Source organism: Brachybacterium sp. EE-P12, from assembly GCF_003711805.1.
Lineage (GTDB): Bacteria > Actinomycetota > Actinomycetes > Actinomycetales > Dermabacteraceae > Brachybacterium.
In genome coordinates this window covers 63,360-81,323 of the sequence record NZ_QXCP01000009.1, presented here as the reverse complement: position 1 = coordinate 81,323, position 17,964 = coordinate 63,360, and the positions used below count along the sequence as shown (strand labels likewise).

Here is a 17,964-nt window from a genome sequence, read left to right as displayed (position 1 = left end):
CTCTCAGGGGTCCAGATGCAGCACTCGTTGTGTGAGGGAGCGCGGCGGGAGGCGATGACCGGCCGGGTCAGGCGGCAGGCTGATCGCGGTGCCGCGGCTGCGTCACCTCACAGGTTGATGGTGACGTCCCCGGACTCGCGCAGCGACCCGGCGAGCTCGGTCGCCGCCTCGTTCTGCTGCTGGGTGGTGGCCTGCTCGGCGAGCTGGTCCTTGACCTCGTCGAAGGAGGGCATCTCCTCGCTCGAGGCGCCGGCCTGGGACTGCTGCTCGACCATGGCGTCGTACTGCTCCTTGAGCTCCTCCTCGGAGGGCTCGGAGACGTCGGCCTCCTTCTCGATGTAGCTCGTGATCGCGAACTGGGAGGCGGCGTCCTCGCGGACCTGCTTCTCGTCGATCCCCTGCTGCTCGAGCGCGGAGACGACCTCGTCGCCCGAGTCCAGGCCGCTCTGCTGGGCGATCTCGTCGAGGGTCGTGTCGACGTCCTCGTCGCTCGCCTCGATGCCGGCGTCGGCCGCGCCCTGACGCAGCAGCTCGTTGTTCACGAGCTGCTCGGCGACCTGGGACTTCAGCTCGTCCTGGTCGACCTCCGTCCCCGCGCCCGACTGCTGCTGCTGCATCATGAGCTGCTGGAACTGGGACTCGTAGGTCTGGACGAACTCGTCCTTGGTGACCTCCTCGCCGTTGACCTCCGCGACCACGTCGGGCACATCGGAGACGTCGGCCTCGGGCATCTGCTGGTCGCCGGCCGCGGCGCCGCCGGAGTCGGACGCGGCCGCCTGGCCGCCTCCGTCGGACGCCTGCGAGGGATCGTCCTGCCCGCCGCTGCAGGCTGCGGTGAGCCCGAGCGCGGCGGTCAGGGTGAGCGCGGCGAGCGTGCGCCGCAGGGCTGAGGTGCTTCGGACCTTCACTGTGCCTCCTGGAGTCGATGGCGCGGGCGACGCTACGCCCCGAACCCGGGGGACGCTTTGCGGAACCGTTCAGGAAGCGGGGTGCGTCGCCGCCGACGTGGGCCGAATCACGAAATGGTAACGGTCCGTGCCGTGCCGGCCGCGCCGCACCCCCGGGCACGTCGCGCAGAGCCCGAGGGCCCGCGCGCCCCTCGGCGCGCGGGCCCTCGGCGGGGACCTCCGGTCACTCGAGCTTCTCGAGCGCGTAGACCGTCATGGCATCGCGCACGTGCTCGGCGAAGGCCCGGCCCTCGACCGTGAAGGTCGCTGCGAAGCGCGGGTCGGCGACGTACATCTCGCCGATCCCGACGAAGGCCTCGGCGCCGGGCTCCTTCCCGCCCCAGCCCGCGCCGATCCAGGCGTGCAGCCGGGCCGTGAGCGCCTGGACCTCCTCGTGCTCTGCGGGCAGACCCCGCGCCGAGGTGTCGGCGAAGCCTGCCACCAGGGCGTCGAGCTCCTCGCGGAAGCCCTGCTTCTCGGCGTCGCTCAAGGCACGCCACCAGCGGTCGGAGTCGGCATAGGCCTGCTCGCCCCACCGCCGCTCGACCTCCTCGCGGTGCTGCGTGTGGTCGAATCCGTCGAACATCGTGTCCGTCATCAGCTCTCCTCCTGTCTCGAGAATCCGGATCGTGGAACGCACCGAGGCGGCGATGCGGGCCAGCCGCTGCTGCTCGCTCTCGAGCTGCTCGGCATGCGCCCGCAGCGCGGTGGCGGGGTCGACCCTCTCATCGAGGACGCGGCCGATCTGGGGCAGTCCGAGCCCCAGCTCGCGCAGGACCAGGATCCGCTGCAGGCGCAGCAGAGCCTCCCGGTCGTAGAAGCGCAGCCCGCCGTGCCCGATGCGGCTTGGCACGAGCAGCCCCACCTGCTGGTAGTGGCGCAGGGTGCGACTCGTGACGCCGGTGCTGCGGACGACCTCCTGGATCGACCACTCCTGCGACGGATGCTGCGACGTTCCCATGGCTCCTCCTCCCGTCGGTCCTCCTCGGTGCACGATCGATCATGGCGCTTGACGTCGCGTCAAGCGCAAGGGGAGAGCAGACGACGATGCCCGCCGACCGTGACGGGCACGGCCGGCGGGCGTCGGGGCGGGGAAGCAGCTGCAGAAAGGGGCGTCAGGCGACACGGCGGGCCGCAGAGCGTCCCGGTGTGCTCTCCGACGCCCTGTTCTGCAGGCCGGCCACTCTCAGTACCCGATGGAGCGCAGGTACTCGCGGGAATCGCGGATGGCGTCGATCGGATCGCGTCCGTAGGTGTCGTCCTGCTCGATGAGGAAGTACTCGGCGCCGGCCTCCTCCGCCGCGGGCAGCAGCGCGGGCCAGTTCATGTTGCCCTGGCCCACTTCCGCGAACTGCGCGAGGGAGAGGAAGATCCCGTAGAACTCCTTCATGTCCATCTCGCCGGCCTCGGAGCGCTTCACGGCCTCCTCGGGCATCGGGGCCACGCGGAAGTCCTTGACATGGATCAGCTTGCAGGCGCCGGAGTAGGCCTCGAGCATGTCCAGCGGGGCCATGCCGCCGCGCTGGACCCAGTGCAGGTCCACCTCGAACAGCAGCGAGGGGGCGACCCGTCGGACGATGTCGAAGATCCGCTCGCCCTCGAACTGGATGAGGTCCACGTGGTGGTTGTGGTAGCAGAGCGTGACGCCCTGCTCGGCGAGCCGGGCCGCGTAGGGCTCGACCGACGCCGCCCACTGCTCGCAGGCCTCCTTCGAGGTCATCGCGGAGAAGGGCATCATGCCGATGCGCAGGAACCGCGCACCGGTCTTCCGGCAGGCCTCGACGGCGCGGTCGAACTCGGTCTCCAGTGCGAAGCCGTTGCCGCCGGGGGCGATCGAGGCGCTCATCGCGGCGGTCTCGACGCCGAAGTCGGCCTTGCCGCGCACGAGGTCGTCGATCAGCTCGTCGGTCATCTCCACCTGGGAGACCTCGACCGCGTCGATGTCGAGCTCGCGCACCTGGCGCAGCACCTCGTACATCCCTTTCTCGTTGATCTGGTCCTTGAGCATCATCAGCTGGAGTCCGAGGACGGGCATGGGTGTTCTCCTTCGAAGGTCGTGGTGGGGCGTGGCGTCGAGCAGGGGTCAGGAGCGGGTGGGGAACTTCCCCTCCTCCTCGATGCGCTGGTTGAGCTCGGCGAGGTACTCCTCGGAGGGGTAGTCCACCAGGTCGATCTCGCGGCCGGTCCAGGCCGACAGCTGCATGCCCGAGGCCAGGCGCACTCCGTTGATCCCCTCGGCGCCGTCGGCGATGAGCTCCGTGCCGTCGTTGATGTGGGCGGCGAAGTTGGTCAGGACGTCGATGTGCTGCTGACCCCAGGCCGACTCGTACTCCTTCTCCTCCGTGGTGTAGACGGAGGTCGGGTCCATCTCGCCGCGGAACAGCTTGGCCACGTCCTGCATCGTCATCTGGTCGCTGAGGCTGCGCTCGTCCTCGGACAGGCGATGGATGGTGACCTTCGAGGACTTGTCGACGACGACCTTGCCCTTGTCGAACAGCAGCTCGAGGCGGTCGGTGCCGATGATGTCGTTGGTGGAGGTCATGAAGTGGCCGGTGACGCCGTCCCCGAAGTCCACCAGCGCGTTGACCTCGTCCTCGGTGGCGATGTCGCGCTGGAAGCCGAAGGCCAGCTTCGCGAAGACCTTCTTCGGGGTGCCGCACAGCCACTGCCACAGGTCCAGCTGGTGAGGGGCCTGGTTCACCAGGACGCCGCCGCCCTCGCCGCCCCAGGTCGCGCGCCACTCGGACTGGTCGTAGTAGCCCTGCGGGCGCCACCACGAGGTGATGATCCAGGAGGTGTGGCGCAGCGCGCCGAGCTCGCCGGAGTCGATCAGCGCCTTGAGATCCGTGTAGACGGGGTTGGTGCGCTGGTTGAACATGATCGCGAAGGTGGTCTCGGGGTGCTCCGCCGCGAAGGCGTTCATCTCCTCGACCTGCTTCGTGTACACGCCGGCCGGTTTCTCGGTGAGGGTGTGGATGCCCTTGCCCAGCGCGGTGATCGTCATCTCGGGGTGGAGGTAGTGCGGCACGGTGGTGACCACCGCGTCGACGTCGCCCGAGTCCAGCATCGCGAGGTAGTCGTCGTAGAAGGGGGTGTCCGGGTGCTTCTCCGCGGCGAGGTCCTTCTTCGCGGGGTCGACATCCGCGATCGCGCCGAGGGTCATGCCCTCGATTCTCTCGTCGGCGAGCAGCCCGGCGTACATGCCGCCCTGGGCGCCGAACCCGATGATGCCGAGGCGGACGTTCTTCTCCGACATGGTGTCTCCGTTCTGTGGTGGTGACGTGCTCCCTGGACGGGAGCGATGGATGGGAGGGATCGGGGGCGAGGAGCGGGGGAGGGGACGGCGACCAGCGCGGAAGGCGTTCTCCGGTCCCTACGACCCTATACGCGTCGCCGGCCTCGCGACCGGGGCCGGCGACGCGCTGAGGTCAGGCCTGCTCGGGGTCGGCCGCGGCCGCCGCGGCGTGGCGCTCGGCGAGGATCGCCACGTTCTCCTCGACCCGCTTCTTCGACAGCGGATACCAGAAGATGATGGCCAGCAGCGAGGCCAGCAGCAGCAGGGCGGGCACGAGGGTGCCGAGCATGTAGATGCCGTCGAGTACGGACTCGGTCTGCGTCACGCCGCCGGACTGGTAGCCGATCCAGCCGAGCGCCCAGCCGGTGAGGCCACCGGCGATCGCCTGGCCGAGCTTGCGGGACCAGGAGTACATGCCGTAGACGGTGGCGTCGTTGCGCTCGCCGGTGCGGATCTCCTGCAGGTCGATCGCGTCGGTGATGAACGCCCAGATGAGGACGTTCAGCGCGGCGATGCCGAGCATCAGCAGGGCGTAGCCGAGCATGAAGACGTAGGGGCTGTCTGTCCGGATCACGAAGAGCACCACGCCGGAGGCCACGCCGAGGGCCAGGCCGACGGCGCTCACCTCCTTCTTGCCGAAGGTCTTGGCGAGCTTCGAGGCGACGGGGACCAGCAGCAGGGTCGGGGCGAGGCCCACGAAGTTCACGATGCTCAGGAGCTGACCGTTGTTGAAGTACTCGTTGAGCATGTAGGGCATCATGCCGCTGAGCGTCATGTTGGCCACCAGCATGAACAGAGCGGTGGCGATCAGGCCGGTGAGACCACGGTTGGTGATCATCGAGCCCAGCGCCTGGCCGAGGCCCTGGCGCTCCTCCTTCGCCTTCGGCGGGGTCGAGATGCGCTCCTCGACGTTCACGAAGCACAGCAGATAGCAGATCACGCCGAGGGCGGCGCAGCCGAGCGCGGCCCACATCATCCGGGTCCCGGACATCTGCGACTGGCCGGCGACCTGGACGAACACGACCAGGGGCAGGAAGACGGAGATCGCGATGTTCGCCAGGGTGCCGCCGAGGGCGCGGAACACCGAGAGCGACGCACGGTGGCCGGGATCATTGGAGATCACCGACGCCATCGAGCCGTAGGGGATGTTGATCAGGGTGTAGAAGACCGAGCCCCACAGGATGTAGGTGGTGATCATCCAGGCCAGTCGCGTGCCGTAGGCGCCGTCGACCACGAAGGGCGAGAACATGAGGAAGGCCATGACGGTCACCGGGATCATGATCCGCAGCAGCCAGGGCTTGAACCGTCCGGAGCGGCCGGGCCTCAGGGTGTCGATCAGTCGCCCGGCGCCCACGTCGGTGAACGCGTCGAGGATGCGCGCGACGAAGAGCAGGGTGCCCACGTGCGCGGCGCTGATGCCCATGACGTTCGTGTAGAAGATCAGGAAGAACGTGGACTGCAGGAGGAACGTGAAGTCGTTCCCCCAGTCGCCGAACATGTAGCCGAGCTTGTCCCGCCAGCCGAACGGTCTGACGTCCTTCTTCTCGGCGGGTGTGACTGCGGTGGTGCTCATCGTCGTAGCTCCTTGGGGCTCATCCTTGAGGCGCGAGAGCGGCGTGCGCAGGGTGCGGGCGGCTCTGATCGCGGTGCTCTCCGGGGACCGGTGAGGCGGGGCGCAGCGAGTCTGGCCAGAGCCGGCGGACGATGGCCATTGTTGCCAGAAGTTGCAGGGGAGGAGGTGGGGCAGGGCTCCTCGGCCCACCGGTGACGGCGTGCTCACCTGCATCGATGTCGAGTCCGCGGCGACGAGAGGTGGGTCACAGCCTGGAGCTCATGGCCGTCCAGGTGGACAGTTGCCATTGGTTGCCGACGGGGGTGCGACTCGGGGTGGGGCGTTCGTCGAGTCTTGGGGTGGGTTGTCCGTCGAGCTCCGCGCACGACGACGGACGGCCGGGCCGCCCACGAGGGGCGGCCCGGCCGTCCGGGATGGTTGCGGCGGTGCCGCAGGTGGTCATCGCCCCGGCAGGGGCGGACGCGGAGGGATCAGTAGAGGTTCAGGAAGGCCTGCAGGACCTCCACGGTGTCCCCGTCGATCTCGTCGGAGCCGTTCTGCTCGGCGCCGATCTCGTGCTGGAGGCCGGCGACGGTGTTCGCGCCGATCTTGCCGTCCTGCGAGGTCTTGGCCCAGGCCTGGAGGGCGAGGGTGGTGTCCTCGTCCATCTCGCCGGTCTGCTCCACGCCCAGCCAGTCCTGGAGCGCGGTGATGGTCTTCGGGCCCATCTTGCCGTCGACCTCGAGGGTGCCGGCGACGGAGAGGTCACCCGAGGCCTTGGAGCCGGGCTCGCCCGCGGACTCCTGCGGGGCCGGGGCGGACTCCTGAGCCGGAGCCTCCTGCTGCGCGGGCTCCTCCTGCTTCTTCTCGGTCTCCTTGGTGAAGCCGTTCTCGTCGCAGTTGTTCGGGATGCCGTCGCCGTCGCAGGTCCAGTCGCCCTGGGGCTCGGAGCTCTCACGGCTCTCGCGCTCGGTCGAGCGGTTGGCCTGCTGGTCCGAGTCGCGGGCCTCGGGAGCCTGCTGCTCGTCCTGCTGCTGCTCCTGCTCCTGCGGGGCCTCCTGCTCGGAGGAGTCGTCCTCCGCCGCGGGGGCGCCCGAGGTGTCGGCGCCGCCGCTGAGCGGGCCGCCGCAGTTGGGCCAGGCGCCCGCGCCCTGCTCGGCCAGGACGCGCTCGGCGACCGCGATCTGCTGGCTCTTCGAGGCCTGGTCGGCGCTCGAGGCGTACTCGGTGCCGCCGAAGCCCTCCCAGGTCTGCTGGGAGAACTGGAGGCCGCCGTAGTAGCCGTTGCCGGTGTTCGTGGACCAGTTGCCGCCGGACTCGCAGGCGGCGACCTCGTCCCAGCCGGTGGCGGCCGAGGCGGAGGTGGTGGTCGCGGCGATCATGCCGGAGGCGACGACCGCGCCGCCGGCGAGGGCGACTGCCGAACGGCTCAGCCCGCGGCGCAGGGCGACGGTGCGCGGGGTGCGCTGGGCATGGGTGCTGTGCTTGGACAAGGGGTCGTCCTCTCACATCGTGGGTGGCCGGTCGGCGCCGCACGGGCGCGGCCCGGCCTCTTCGGACGTCGGCCACCGTAGGGGGATCCGGGCCCCTCGGGGCAAGCACCTCGGCGCGGATCTGACCAGGATTTGACCCGCCCACATCGTGGGGATGACTCGGGTGCCGTCCCGGTGCGGGGCGCTGACCGGCGATGACGCGGCAACGCTCCAGGGCTCGGCGAGGCGGTGTGAGTCATGGCGCGTCCTGTGGCGCGGCTCACGACGCTCAGGCGTCGGCGGGAGGGGCGAGGGCGGCTGCTGCGGCCTCGCGATGCTGCTGCTCCCCGGTCTCGAGGGCGTACAGCCCGTAGGCGAGCGGAGAGGCGGAGAACATCTCCTCGCAGTGCTCGCCGAGGCGTGCGTGCACGGTCCCGCCGCCGTCCGTGTAGGCCGCGAGCGCGGCGTCGAAGGCCTCCGGGGGCGCGCCCGCCCGGTGGAACATGAAGTCCCTCGCCGGATCGCCGACGGCCGCGGTGGTCCAGTCCAGCACCGCGCTCAGCCGCTCTCCCTGCACGAGGGTGTGGCCGGGGTAGATCTCCCCGTGGGTCAGGACGCTGCGGTCGGGCCAGTAGGAGTCCTCCGCCAGCCACGACTCCCATCGCTCCCGCAGCGCGGGCGCGATCTCGAAATGCTCCGCGACGCGCGCGAGGTCAGCTCGCCATCCCTCGCGCACCTGGGCGGGGGTGTGCGCGGGGATCCCCGTCGCCGCCGCCTCGACCGGGTCCACGGCATGGAGCTGCGCGATGAAGGCGCCGAGCGTGCTCGCGAACTCGGTCGAGGCCATGTCCACGTGCCAGTCCACGGCCCCGTCCGCGCGGACGGTCAGGCCCGGGGTGCCGGGGAGGAGGGGATAGGCGATGAGCCGCTCCGTGCTGATCCGCCAGTCCGGGACCGCGACGTCCAGGCGTGGGGCGAGGAGGGCGAGAAGCCGACCCTCGATCGCGGCGCGGGGCAGCACCTCCGCCCGGCGCGGGATCCGCAGCACCCATCGCTGCCCGTCCCGCGCTCGGGCGAACGCGACGCGGAAGTCGAGCCCCACCTCCTCGGTGCGCAGGGAGTCGGGCACGAGGTCGAGCCCGTGGTCGGCGGCGAGGGCGAGCAGCTCCTCGAGGTCGGCGGGCGGGGGAGTCTCGGTCATGCGGGCAGTCTGCCGGATCGCCTCACGGACGTCAGCCGAATATGCGCGGTCCGCTCGCTGCCCCCGTCGTCCGGTCGGCGCGGTTCCGTGAGCCCGCGGACTCGCCCCGCCGCCCCACGTACGCTCGGTCCATGCGAGGGGTGCGAGGAGGCATCGGACCCGTCGCCGGGTCGGCGCTCGCCGCGCTCGCCATGGTGACGGCGGCGCACCTGGCCGCGCAGCTGCGCGGTGCCTGGGCGGTCGCCGACGCGACCCAGGTGATGCTGATGCCGCTGCTGCTCGTCGTCCTGCTCGCGGGATCAGCGCCTCCTCGCGGCCGCCTGGTGGGCCTCTTCGCCCTGGGGCTGGTGCTGTCCTGGGCGGGGGACGCCGTGCCGCGATTCCTGGAGGGGCAGGGCCAGTTCCTCGCCATGCTCGGCAGCTTCCTGCTCGCCCAGCTCGTGTACGCGATCGCGCTGTGGCCGCTGCGCAGCGACTCGCTGCTCGCAGGCGTCGGCGCACGTGCCGGCTCCCTGCGGGGCGACCGCGCCCCGGGCGAGGACGGCGCGGCCGGCGGTCCGCGGCGCGGCGCCGTCCTGCGCCGGGCCGCGATGGTGCCCTACGCCGTGGCGGGGCCGGTGATCGTGGTGCTGTGCGCCCCTGTCGCAGGGGCGCTGCTTCCCGCGCTCGGGCTCTACGCCGCCGCGATCTGCACGATGGCCGTGCTCGCCACCGGGCTCGGCCGACGCGGGGTGATCGGGGGAGCGCTGTTCGTGGTCTCCGATGCGCTGATCGCCCTGGACACCTTCGACGTGCTCACCCTCCCCGCCCACGCCTTCTGGGTGATGCTCACCTATGTCGCCGCGCAGCTGCTGCTGGTGCTCGGCGTGCTGGACCGTGAGGGGCCCCGGTGCGGAGCCGGAGCTCGGGTCGAGGGATGAGACGTGGTCATCCGGTGGCGCTGGGCGTACCAGTACGACGATATAGGCGTACCGGGACGCCCTGCGCCAGCACCTGACCACGCCCGGTCCGGGGAGAGGGGGCGGCCCGGTCCGGGGACAGGATGGGCCGGCCCAGCGGGATGCGGCTCAGCCCCTGCGGGCCTCGGCGTGCTCGGCGCGAGCCTGCTCGCGAGCGCGGCGCTTGGCCTCCTTGGTCGCCCGCAGCTCCGCCTCCTCGGCGAGCGTGATGACGGACCCGCCGGGATCGGTCGCGACGGTGCCGTCGGCGTGGGTGACCAGGAGGCCGTCCGGCTGCTCGTCGGAGCGCTCGCCGCGCTCGTTGAAGGCGAGACGCGCCTCGTGGACCCGGTGGGCGTCGGCGAGGAGCTCACGCACGGCGTGCTCGCCCTCGATGATGTCCTCGTGCTTCGCGGGCAGACCGTCGACGATCTTCTCGTGGGCGAGCATCTTGTCGTACATCGCATCCCGCTCCTGCTCGAAGGAGCGGTAGGTCATCTCGAGATAGGCGCGGGCCTCGTGGTGGGCGTTGTTCACCGCGGCCTGCGCCCGACCCTTCGGCGACACCAGGGAGGCGAGGACGGTCACCGTCAGCACGCAGATGATCACGCTGAGGGAGAAGGCGGTGGTGATCTCGGGGACGGCGTGCACGGCCTCGCCGCCGTTGACGAAGGGCAGCTCGTTCTCGTGCAGGGCATGGACGACGAGCTTCACACCGATGAAGGCGAGGATGAGCGACAGGCCGTAGGAGAGGTAGACGAGGCGGTCCAGCAGCCCGTCGATGAGGAAGTACAGCTGGCGCAGGCCCAGCAGGGAGAAGACGGTCGCGGTGAACACGATGTAGGTGTTCTGGGTGAGGCCGAAGATCGCGGGGATCGAGTCGAGCGCGAAGAGGATGTCGGTCGCGCCGATCGCGATCATGACCAGCAGCATCGGGGTGAGGACGCGCTTGCCGTCCTCGATGGTGAAGAACTTGTCGCCGTCGTACTCGTCGGTCGCCGGCAGGACCTTCTTCACCAGGCGCACGAACACCCCCTCGGACTCCTCCTGCGGACCCTCCCGGAGCTCGTCGCGGATCATCTTGACGGCGGTGACCAGCAGGATCGCGCCGAAGAGGTAGAACGCCCAGGACAGGTTGTCGATCGCCGCGGCGCCGAGGGCGATCATGCCCGAACGGGCGATGATCGCGAAGGTGATGCCGAACAGCAGCACCTTCTGCTGGTCCTCACGGGGCACGGCGAAGCCGCTGATGATGATCAGGAAGACGAAGAGGTTGTCGACCGAGAGCGCCTTCTCGGTGACGTATCCGGCGAAGTACTCGGTGCCCATGTCGACCCCGCCGACCACGAGGACGACCACGCCGAAGGCGAGGGCGACGCCGACGTAGAGCGCAGACCACACGGCCGCTTCGCGCAGGCTGGGGATGTGCGCCTTGCGCACGTGGAAGATGTAGTCGAAGGCGAGGAGACCGAGCACCACGATGATGGTGACGGCCCAGATCAGAGGGGAGACGGTCATGGAGGACCTTCCGGGTCGCGAGGCGGACCCGGGTCTCTCCACCCGTCAGGACGATCGACGGGCCGCTGCGCCCGAGGGACCGTTCGGCGGTCCCCGTGATGACGTGCGCAGCGCGGCGGATACTCCCCCGTTGCCGTCCGCGATTCTACACGGGGCACCTGCGTGCCCGGGAAGGGCCTGTGAGGCCCGACCCTTCCCGGGCGCGGCGCTTCGCGGGCGCGGTCCCTCAGCGGTCCTCGACCGCGTCCTCGAGCTCGTCCTTGGTCATGGTCGAACGACCCTCGACGTCCTGGCGGCGGGCATCCTCGTAGAGCTGCTCCTTCGTCCGACCTTGCGCACCGCTGTGCGAGCGCTCGCCGCCGCGCTCGGAGGGGGACTTGTCCTCGAGAGATGTGCGGCTGGCGTCGTCGGACTCGCCCTCCTGGGCGCGGGTCTTGTTCACGGTCCGGGCGGCGATCTCCTCCGCCTCGTCCTCGGAGACGCCCTTGTCGAGCTGGCTCTCCTTGATGTGCTGGTACTGCCGTTCGCGCTTCGCGCTCCATGACTCGGGCATGTCCGATGCTCCTTCTCCTGCAAGGGTGCGTTCTTGCTGCCGGTGGACCGGTCCTCCCATCCTGTCGCGCTGGCGCGCGGAGTCGAGGGCGTGGACCGAACGGTCCGGGGCCGACGGGGCGGGCCCCGCCCCGTCGGCCGCCCGCCTCTCACTCGCGGGCGTGGTCCCGCGACATCGAGCCGATGCTGTTGGACGGGGTGGCCTCGTCCTTCCAGCGCAGCAGCGCCCCGACGCCCTCGGGGATCCCGAGCGTGTCCTCCTGGAGGGCGGAGATCGCCGCGTCGGTCGACAGCGCGCCGCGCAGGAGCTCCTCGATCCCCTCGGGCTCATGGCCGGTGACGAACACGAGCTCGTCGACCTGACCGCGGCCGAGCGCCTGCGCGACCTCGGCGGCGCCTCCCACCGAGGCGCCGTCGCGCGCCTGGCTCTCGCGGAAGCGCTCGGCGAGCTCTGCCTGGCGGGCGGCGATGAACTCGTGCGTGGCGCGGGTGAGCGCCTCCCGGAAGGGCCCGCGGTCGAGCGCCGCCCCCCGGCTCCCGCCTGGGACCTCGATGAGCCGCTCACGGGTCTCTCGGCCGAGCGCCTCGCGCAGCAGTCCCATCGCCCGCACATCGCCGCTGAGCATCACCATGTCCACGGAGTGCTCGCGCAGCGTCCGCTCGAGCGCGGCCGCGACCGCGTCGGCATTGCGCTCCCAGGAGTCCTCGACCCGGGCCTCGAAGTTGTCCGCCCGCCAGCCGTGCTGCGGACCGCCGCCGACGCTCGCCTTGTGCAGCACGTCGTGACCGCCCTCGACCTGACCGTCCTCGCCGAGGCCGTTGGGGCCGTGGGCGATGGAGGGGTTCTCGGGGGCCCGCAGGCGCAGGTCCGCCCCGGCTCGGTCCACGACCACCAGCAGCTGGCTCACGGCGAAGGGGACCAGCTGCAGCAGCGGCAGCAGCTGTGGGAACTCGCCGCGGTGCGAGGACTCCTGCAGCGGCGGCGCCGGCAGCACCCGGTCCACGAGGATCCCGTCGTCGGTCGCGAAGACGGAGCGTCCGTGCCGGCCGCCGAGGCGGGAGGGGCTGAGGACGGCCTCCTCGATCTGCGCGAGCACCCGCTCCGGGGCGCCGTCCGCCGTCAGCCGCGAGCGCATCTGCGCCCAGCGGGCCTCGAGCTCGCTCGCAGACTGCGGGTCCGTGCGCGTGGTGTCGAGGTGGACGGAGACGAAGGGGCCGGTCTCGTCGGTGACTGACGTGAGCCAGGGCAGTTTCACAATGGACCTCCAGGTGCTCGACGTGCGGGGACGACCGTGCTCCCAGCTCGGCCTCATCGCCCCGCCTGGGTCCGTTCAACCTTTGCACGCGGGTTCGGTCACCGCAAGCAGGATCGGTCCGACCGGCCCGGTCACTGCGCCGGGCCGGCGGCGGCGTGGTGCCGGCCGATCGGGAGCATCAGCGGGGTGCCGGAGACGGGGTCGATGATGATCCGGCTGTCCAGTCCGAACACCTCCCGCACCCGCTGCTCGGTGAGCACCTCGGCCGGGGCGCCGCTCGCCGCGACCGCGCCGCCGGAGATCATGACCAGCCGATCGCCGTAGCGGGCCGCGAGGTTCAGGTCGTGCAGCACCATCACCAGGGTGATCCCGCGCTCACGGTTCAGGTCGGTGAGCAGGTCGAGCACCTCGACCTGATGGCTCACGTCCAGGAAGGTGGTGGGCTCGTCCAGCAGCAGCAGGTCGGTGTCCTGGGCGAGGGCCATCGCGATCCACACCCGCTGTCGCTGCCCGCCGGAGAGCTCGTCCACCGGCCGCTCGGCGAGCTCCGCGGTGCGTGTCGCGTCCAGCGCCGCGGCGACGGCCTCGTCGTCGGCGGCGGACCAGCGGGAGAAGATCCCCTGGTGGGGATGGCGGCCGCGCCCGACGAGATCGGCGACCGTGATCCCCTCAGGGGTCAGCGGCGACTGGGGCAGCAGCCCGAGCACCCTGGCCAGCCGCTTGGCGGGCAGGGAGTGCACCTGCTCGCCGTCCAGCAGCACCTGGCCGCGGCGCGGTGCCAGCAGACGCGACATGGAGCGCAGCAGCGTGGACTTCCCCGAGGCGTTGGCGCCCACGATCGCCGTCACCCGGCCCGGCAGCAGATCGAGGTCCAGGCCCTCGATCACGGTGCGCTCGCCGTAGCCGAGGGTGAGGTCCTGGACCTGCAGGGTGTGGTCGGCGGTCACAGGGAGCTCCCTCGACGGTTGACACGGATGATGAGGTACAGCAGGTAGGGGGCGCCGAGCACGCCCGTGACCACGCCCACGGGATAGCGGGTCCCGGTGGCGAACTGGCCCACGAGATCCGCGACCAGCACCAGCAGCGCGCCGACGGCGGCCGCGGGCAGCAGCGGCGAGCTGCCGGGGCCCACGATCCGTGCGGCGATCGGCCCGGAGAGGAAGGCGACGAAGGCGATCGGTCCGCTCGCGGCGGTCGCGAAGGCGATCAGGCCCACCGCGGCGACGACCACGATCAGGCGGGTGCGCCCCACTCGCACCCCGAGCGCCTGCGCGGCGTCGTCCCCGAGCTGGGTGGTGCGCAGCTCCCCGCTGCGGCCGAGCAGCACCGGTCCGAGGACCACGAGCGCCGCGAGGACGGGCAGCGCCTGCTCCCACGTGGAGTTGTTCAGGCTCCCGGTCAGCCAGCGCAGCGCCTCCTGGAGGTCCCACTGGCCCGCCTTCGAGAGCACCCAGTCGGTGAGGCTCGTGAGCATCGCGGCGATGCCGATGCCCACCAGGATCAGCCGGGTCCCGACCACGCCGCCGCGGTACGAGAGCAGGTAGATGACCAGCGCCACCAGCAGTCCGGCCACGATGGCCAGGAGCGAGACCGCGGGCCCCGACAGGCCCAGGATCACGATGCCGAAGGCCGCCGCCGCGCTCGCCCCCGAGGAGATGCCGATGATGTCGGGGCTCGCCAGCGGGTTGCGGAGCATGGTCTGGAAGGTCACGCCGCCCAGGCCGAAGCAGGCGCCGGCGAGCACGGCGAGCACGGCGCGGGGGAGGCGCAGCCTGCCCACGGTGAAGCTCGCCCCGGGCACGTCCTGCCCGAGGAGCACGGCGAGGACGTCCGCCGGCGGGTGGAAGGTGCGCCCCACCATGAGGCTCAGGCAGAAGATGACGAGGATCGCCGTGCCGAGCGCGCCCAGGGTCAGGAGGGTGCGACGGCCGCGCCGGCGGCGCACCGCGACGACCCGCTCGAGGGTGGTCGGGGCGCTCACAGGTGCGCCAGCTTCTGACGGCGCACGATGGCGATGAAGAACGGAGCGCCCAGCAGGGCGGTGACGATCCCGACGTCCAGCTCGTCGGGCCGGGCCACGATCCGGCCCACGACGTCCGCGGCGGTCAGCAGGGCGGAGCCCGCGACGGCGCTGAACGGCAGCAGCCAGCGGTGGTCCGAGCCGATCAGCAGACGGCAGGCGTGGGGGACCACGAGGCCCACGAAGCCGATCGGGCCGGTCACGGCGGTCGCCGCCCCGCACAGCACGACCGCGCCGAGGGAGGCCAGCGCCCGGGTGGCCATGACCCGCTCGCCGAGCCCGGCGGCGAGCTCGTCACCGAGTGCGAGGGTGTTCAGTCCGCGCGCGCTGAGCAGGCACAGCACCGCACCGGCCGCCAGGAACGGCGCCACCTGCTGGAGCGAGGCGTAGGTGCCGCCGCCCACGCCGCCGATCTGCCAGGAGCGCACGCTGTCGCCGATGTCGGAGCGGGGGAGCACCACGGCGCTGATGAACGAGCTCAGGGCCGCGCCGGTCGCCGCCCCGGCGAGGGCGAGCTTCAGCGGGGTGGCCCCGCCCTGCCCGAGCGAGCCCAGGACGTAGACCAGCACCGCGGTCAGCGCCGCGCCGAGGATCGCGACCCAGATGTAGCTCGAGGCGGCGGTCAGACCGAACCCGGCGATCCCGACCACCACCGCGAGGGAGGCGCCGGTGTTGATGCCGAGGATGCCGGGATCGGCCAGCGGGTTGCGGGTCACGCCCTGCATCACGGCGCCCGAGACGCCGAGCGCGGCACCGGCGAGGACGGCGAGCAGCGTGCGGGGGATCCGCTTGGCGACGGCGGCGGGGCCGAACCCCTCGGTGGATCCGGTGAACGCGGCCAGGATGTCCGCCGGTCCCACGTCGCGGGAGCCGATCGTCACCGAGCAGGCGGCGACCAGCACCAGCGCCGCGAGGAGGAGCAGCAGGCGGAACGTGCGCGCCCGGGAGGTCCGCCGCAGGCGGGCGGCGGTCCTCCCGGGGGCGACGGGGGCGGTCGTGGTCATGGGGCGGCGGACGTCCTCGGCGGAGCGGGTCAGGCGGAGGCGTCGGCCGCGCGCTCGAGCTCGACCAGGTAGTCCTCGAGGATGTACGAGATCGCGAGCGGCGTGGGGTTCGCGGCGGTGCCCAGGGGGCTGTCGCCGGGGAGGTGCACCACGGCCCCGTTCTTCACCGCGGGCATCTGCGAGAGCAGCGGGTCGGCCTGCAGCGCCTCGACGAGCGCCTCGTCGCCGTAGGTCACGATGATCTCGACGTCGTCGAAGACGTCGGCCTGCTCGGCGCTCACCGAGGAGGAGAACTCCTCCGTCTCGGCGGAGGCGTCCTGCACGCTCTTCGCGATCGTCATGCCGAGGTCCTCGAAGAACATCGTGCGGGTGTCGTGGGCGGTGTAGAAGTTCACCGTCGAGAGGTCGGTGGTGTCGACGTGGGTGAGGAACATGACGGACTTCCCCTCGATCGCCGGGTGCTTCGCGACGGCGTCCTCGATCTCCCCCTCGAGCTCGGCGATCAGCGCCGCGCCGTCCTCGACGCGGCCCATGCCGGTCGCGTTGGCGGTGATCATGTCCCGCCAGGAGGTGCCCCAGGCGACCTCGGGGAAGGGGATCGTGGGCGCGATCTCGCTGAGCGTGTCGTAGTCCTCCTGCGTCAGCCCGGAGTAGGCGGCGAGGATCACGTCGGGGGCGGTGTCGGCCACGCCCTCGAAGTCGATCCCGTCGGACTCGTCGAAGAGCACCGGCGGCTCGGCGCCCAGCTCCTCGAGCTTCGCCTCGACCCAGGGGAGCATGCCGTCGCCGTCGTCGTCGCCGAAGTTCGCCGCCGCCATCCCGGCGGGGACCACGCCGAGCGCGAGCGGGACCTCGTGGTTCGCCCAGGCGACGGTGGTGACCACGTCGATCGAGGCGGGGACCTCGGTGCTGCCGAAGGCGTGCTCGAGAGTGGTCGCGCCCTCACCGCCCCCGTCGCTCCCGGCGCCGGAGGCGTCCTCGGGGCCGGAGGAGCTCTGCGAGGAGCAGGCCGCCAGGGCGGCGGCGAGGGCGACGGCGGAGCCGGCGAAGGCGCGGCGGGACAGGCGGGTCATGGGGTCCTCTCGGGACGGGCCGGCGCGGGGGATCCCTGCGCGGTGGAGCGGGGCGGTGCCGCGACGGCCGCATCAGGGCCGGACCGCGTGCACTTAGGGTTGCCTCACCGAAGCTACGACCCGGTGCCGGTGTCCGCAACTGTGCGGAGACGACAGCTGCTTGCGCGGAACGGACACCGCGGCCTGCGCGGAGGGGTGGCGCTCCGGCCGGTCGAGGCGGCGGAAGGGAGAGGTCTCAGGAGGCCCGCGCGGCTGGTTCCGCGAGGGCGGGGGAGTCGTGCGCGGCCGGCCCCGCATGCCGGTAGGCGCCCGGCGTCATGCCCGTGACCCGCCGGAACGCCGCGGTGAAGGCGCTCGCGGAGCGATAGCCGACCTGTCCGGAGACGTCCTCGATCCGCTGGCCGGCGCTGAGCAGGGCCACGGCCCGCTGCGCCCTCGCGGTCGCCGCCCAGGAGCGGAAGCCCCGGCCCGTGCTCGCCTCGAAGGCACGCGTGAGTGTGCGTGAGCTCACGCCGAGCCGGCCCGCCCACTCCTCGAGCGTCGTCGGATCGGCGGGATCGGCCGTGAGCGCCTCGACGATCGGGGCCAGGAGAGGGTGGTCCGGCACGATCAGCGGCAGCTCCCGCGGGGAGGGGCCGAGGACGTCCAGGATCATCGCCTCGGTGAGCTCCCGAGAGCGCGGGGAGAGCCCCTCGGCCAGGGAGCGCTCGAGCAGCAGCTGCAGCAGCGGGGTGATCTCCACGGCGACGGGCCGGGACGCGGGGGCGCTGGTCCGGGTGATCGAGAACTGGGCGGCCAGATGCCGCACGCCCGCCGGGGTGAAGCCGCTGTGGGGGACGCCGGCGGGGATCCACAGACCCACTCCCGGGGAGATCGTGTGGACGCGCGCGCCGATCCGCGCGGTCGAGGCGCCGTGCTCGTTCCACAGCAGCTCGTGCGTGGGATGGGAGTGCTCTGCCCAGTAGGTGTCCGTCTCGATGACCTCGCGGCCGGCGAGGATCGTGTACGGCACCTCGACGTCGCCGGCCTCGTGGCGGGGCAGATCACGGCGACGGGCGGGGCGTGCGCCGAGAACCGCGGCGGACCAGCGGGCGGCGGCGTCGTGGACTCCGGGGGCGCGCGAGGACATGGCGTCA

General features: G+C 71.7%; 16 protein-coding genes. 1 reads left to right on the top strand and 15 read right to left on the bottom strand.

Annotated features, from left to right (window positions below; translation table 11 throughout):
• Window positions 1–107: 107 nt before the first annotated feature.
• The 7 genes from rdfA to mphO form a co-directional block, all read right to left on the bottom strand.
• Window positions 108–908 carry a rod-determining factor RdfA gene (gene rdfA / locus D1648_RS12520; RefSeq protein WP_122942357.1) on the bottom strand — a complete coding sequence of 267 codons (801 nt, stop codon included), beginning with the start codon at window positions 906–908 and terminating at the stop codon, window positions 108–110.
• 223 nt (window positions 909–1,131) lie between these two features.
• Window positions 1,132–1,908: a MerR family transcriptional regulator gene (locus tag D1648_RS12515; RefSeq protein WP_122942354.1), complete on the bottom strand. Its 777-nt coding sequence runs from the start codon at window positions 1,906–1,908 to the stop codon at window positions 1,132–1,134.
• A gap of 225 nt (window positions 1,909–2,133) precedes the next feature.
• Complete coding sequence (locus D1648_RS12510) at window positions 2,134–2,982, bottom strand: sugar phosphate isomerase/epimerase (RefSeq protein ID WP_122942352.1); 849 nt, start codon at window positions 2,980–2,982, stop codon at window positions 2,134–2,136.
• A 48-nt stretch (window positions 2,983–3,030) separates the two neighbouring features.
• Window positions 3,031–4,203, bottom strand: a complete 1,173-nt coding sequence (locus tag D1648_RS12505; RefSeq protein ID WP_122942350.1) for a Gfo/Idh/MocA family protein — start codon at window positions 4,201–4,203, stop codon at window positions 3,031–3,033.
• Between the two features lie 172 nt (window positions 4,204–4,375).
• A complete protein-coding gene (locus D1648_RS12500) occupies window positions 4,376–5,815 on the bottom strand; it encodes an MFS transporter (RefSeq protein WP_122942347.1) in 1,440 nt (479 codons plus the stop codon).
• Between the two features lie 470 nt (window positions 5,816–6,285).
• Window positions 6,286–7,287 (bottom strand): transglycosylase family protein, encoded by a 1,002-nt coding sequence (locus D1648_RS12495; protein ID WP_122942345.1) that lies wholly within the window; start codon window positions 7,285–7,287, stop codon window positions 6,286–6,288.
• Window positions 7,288–7,555: 268 nt separating this feature from the next.
• The gene (gene mphO / locus D1648_RS12490) at window positions 7,556–8,467 is read right to left on the bottom strand and encodes a macrolide 2'-phosphotransferase MphO (RefSeq protein WP_122942342.1); all 912 of its coding nucleotides are present in this window, start codon (window positions 8,465–8,467) and stop codon (window positions 7,556–7,558) included.
• A 131-nt stretch (window positions 8,468–8,598) separates the two neighbouring features.
• On the opposite strand from mphO, the gene D1648_RS12485 reads away from it, so the two are divergent.
• On the top strand, window positions 8,599–9,387 hold the full coding sequence (locus D1648_RS12485) for a lysoplasmalogenase (protein WP_206424808.1): 789 nt from the start codon (window positions 8,599–8,601) through the stop codon (window positions 9,385–9,387).
• Between the two features lie 147 nt (window positions 9,388–9,534).
• On the opposite strand, the gene D1648_RS12480 is transcribed toward D1648_RS12485, so the two are convergent.
• The 8 genes from D1648_RS12480 to D1648_RS12445 all read right to left on the bottom strand — a co-directional run bounded on the left by D1648_RS12480 (window position 9,535) and on the right by D1648_RS12445 (window position 17,957).
• A complete protein-coding gene (locus tag D1648_RS12480; RefSeq protein ID WP_122942340.1) occupies window positions 9,535–10,923 on the bottom strand; it encodes a TerC family protein in 1,389 nt (462 codons plus the stop codon).
• Window positions 10,924–11,149: 226 nt separating this feature from the next.
• Window positions 11,150–11,476 carry a plasmid stabilization protein gene (locus D1648_RS12475; RefSeq protein ID WP_122942338.1) on the bottom strand — a complete coding sequence of 109 codons (327 nt, stop codon included), beginning with the start codon at window positions 11,474–11,476 and terminating at the stop codon, window positions 11,150–11,152.
• A gap of 148 nt (window positions 11,477–11,624) precedes the next feature.
• Window positions 11,625–12,731, bottom strand: a complete 1,107-nt coding sequence (locus D1648_RS12470; RefSeq protein WP_122942336.1) for a Vms1/Ankzf1 family peptidyl-tRNA hydrolase — start codon at window positions 12,729–12,731, stop codon at window positions 11,625–11,627.
• A gap of 131 nt (window positions 12,732–12,862) precedes the next feature.
• Window positions 12,863–13,678 carry an ABC transporter ATP-binding protein gene (locus D1648_RS12465; protein WP_122942334.1) on the bottom strand — a complete coding sequence of 272 codons (816 nt, stop codon included), beginning with the start codon at window positions 13,676–13,678 and terminating at the stop codon, window positions 12,863–12,865.
• On the bottom strand, window positions 13,675–14,712 hold the full coding sequence (locus D1648_RS12460) for an iron chelate uptake ABC transporter family permease subunit (RefSeq protein WP_122942332.1): 1,038 nt from the start codon (window positions 14,710–14,712) through the stop codon (window positions 13,675–13,677). Before D1648_RS12460 ends, D1648_RS12465 begins: the two co-directional genes overlap by 4 nt.
• Window positions 14,709–15,755: an iron ABC transporter permease gene (locus tag D1648_RS12455; protein WP_122942330.1), complete on the bottom strand. Its 1,047-nt coding sequence runs from the start codon at window positions 15,753–15,755 to the stop codon at window positions 14,709–14,711. The genes D1648_RS12460 and D1648_RS12455 overlap by 4 nt, the downstream gene beginning before the upstream one ends.
• Before the next feature lie 29 nt (window positions 15,756–15,784).
• Window positions 15,785–16,828: an iron-siderophore ABC transporter substrate-binding protein gene (locus D1648_RS12450; protein ID WP_122942328.1), complete on the bottom strand. Its 1,044-nt coding sequence runs from the start codon at window positions 16,826–16,828 to the stop codon at window positions 15,785–15,787.
• Window positions 16,829–17,063: 235 nt separating this feature from the next.
• Window positions 17,064–17,957: an AraC family transcriptional regulator gene (locus D1648_RS12445; RefSeq protein WP_122942326.1), complete on the bottom strand. Its 894-nt coding sequence runs from the start codon at window positions 17,955–17,957 to the stop codon at window positions 17,064–17,066.
• Window positions 17,958–17,964: the final 7 nt, after the last annotated feature.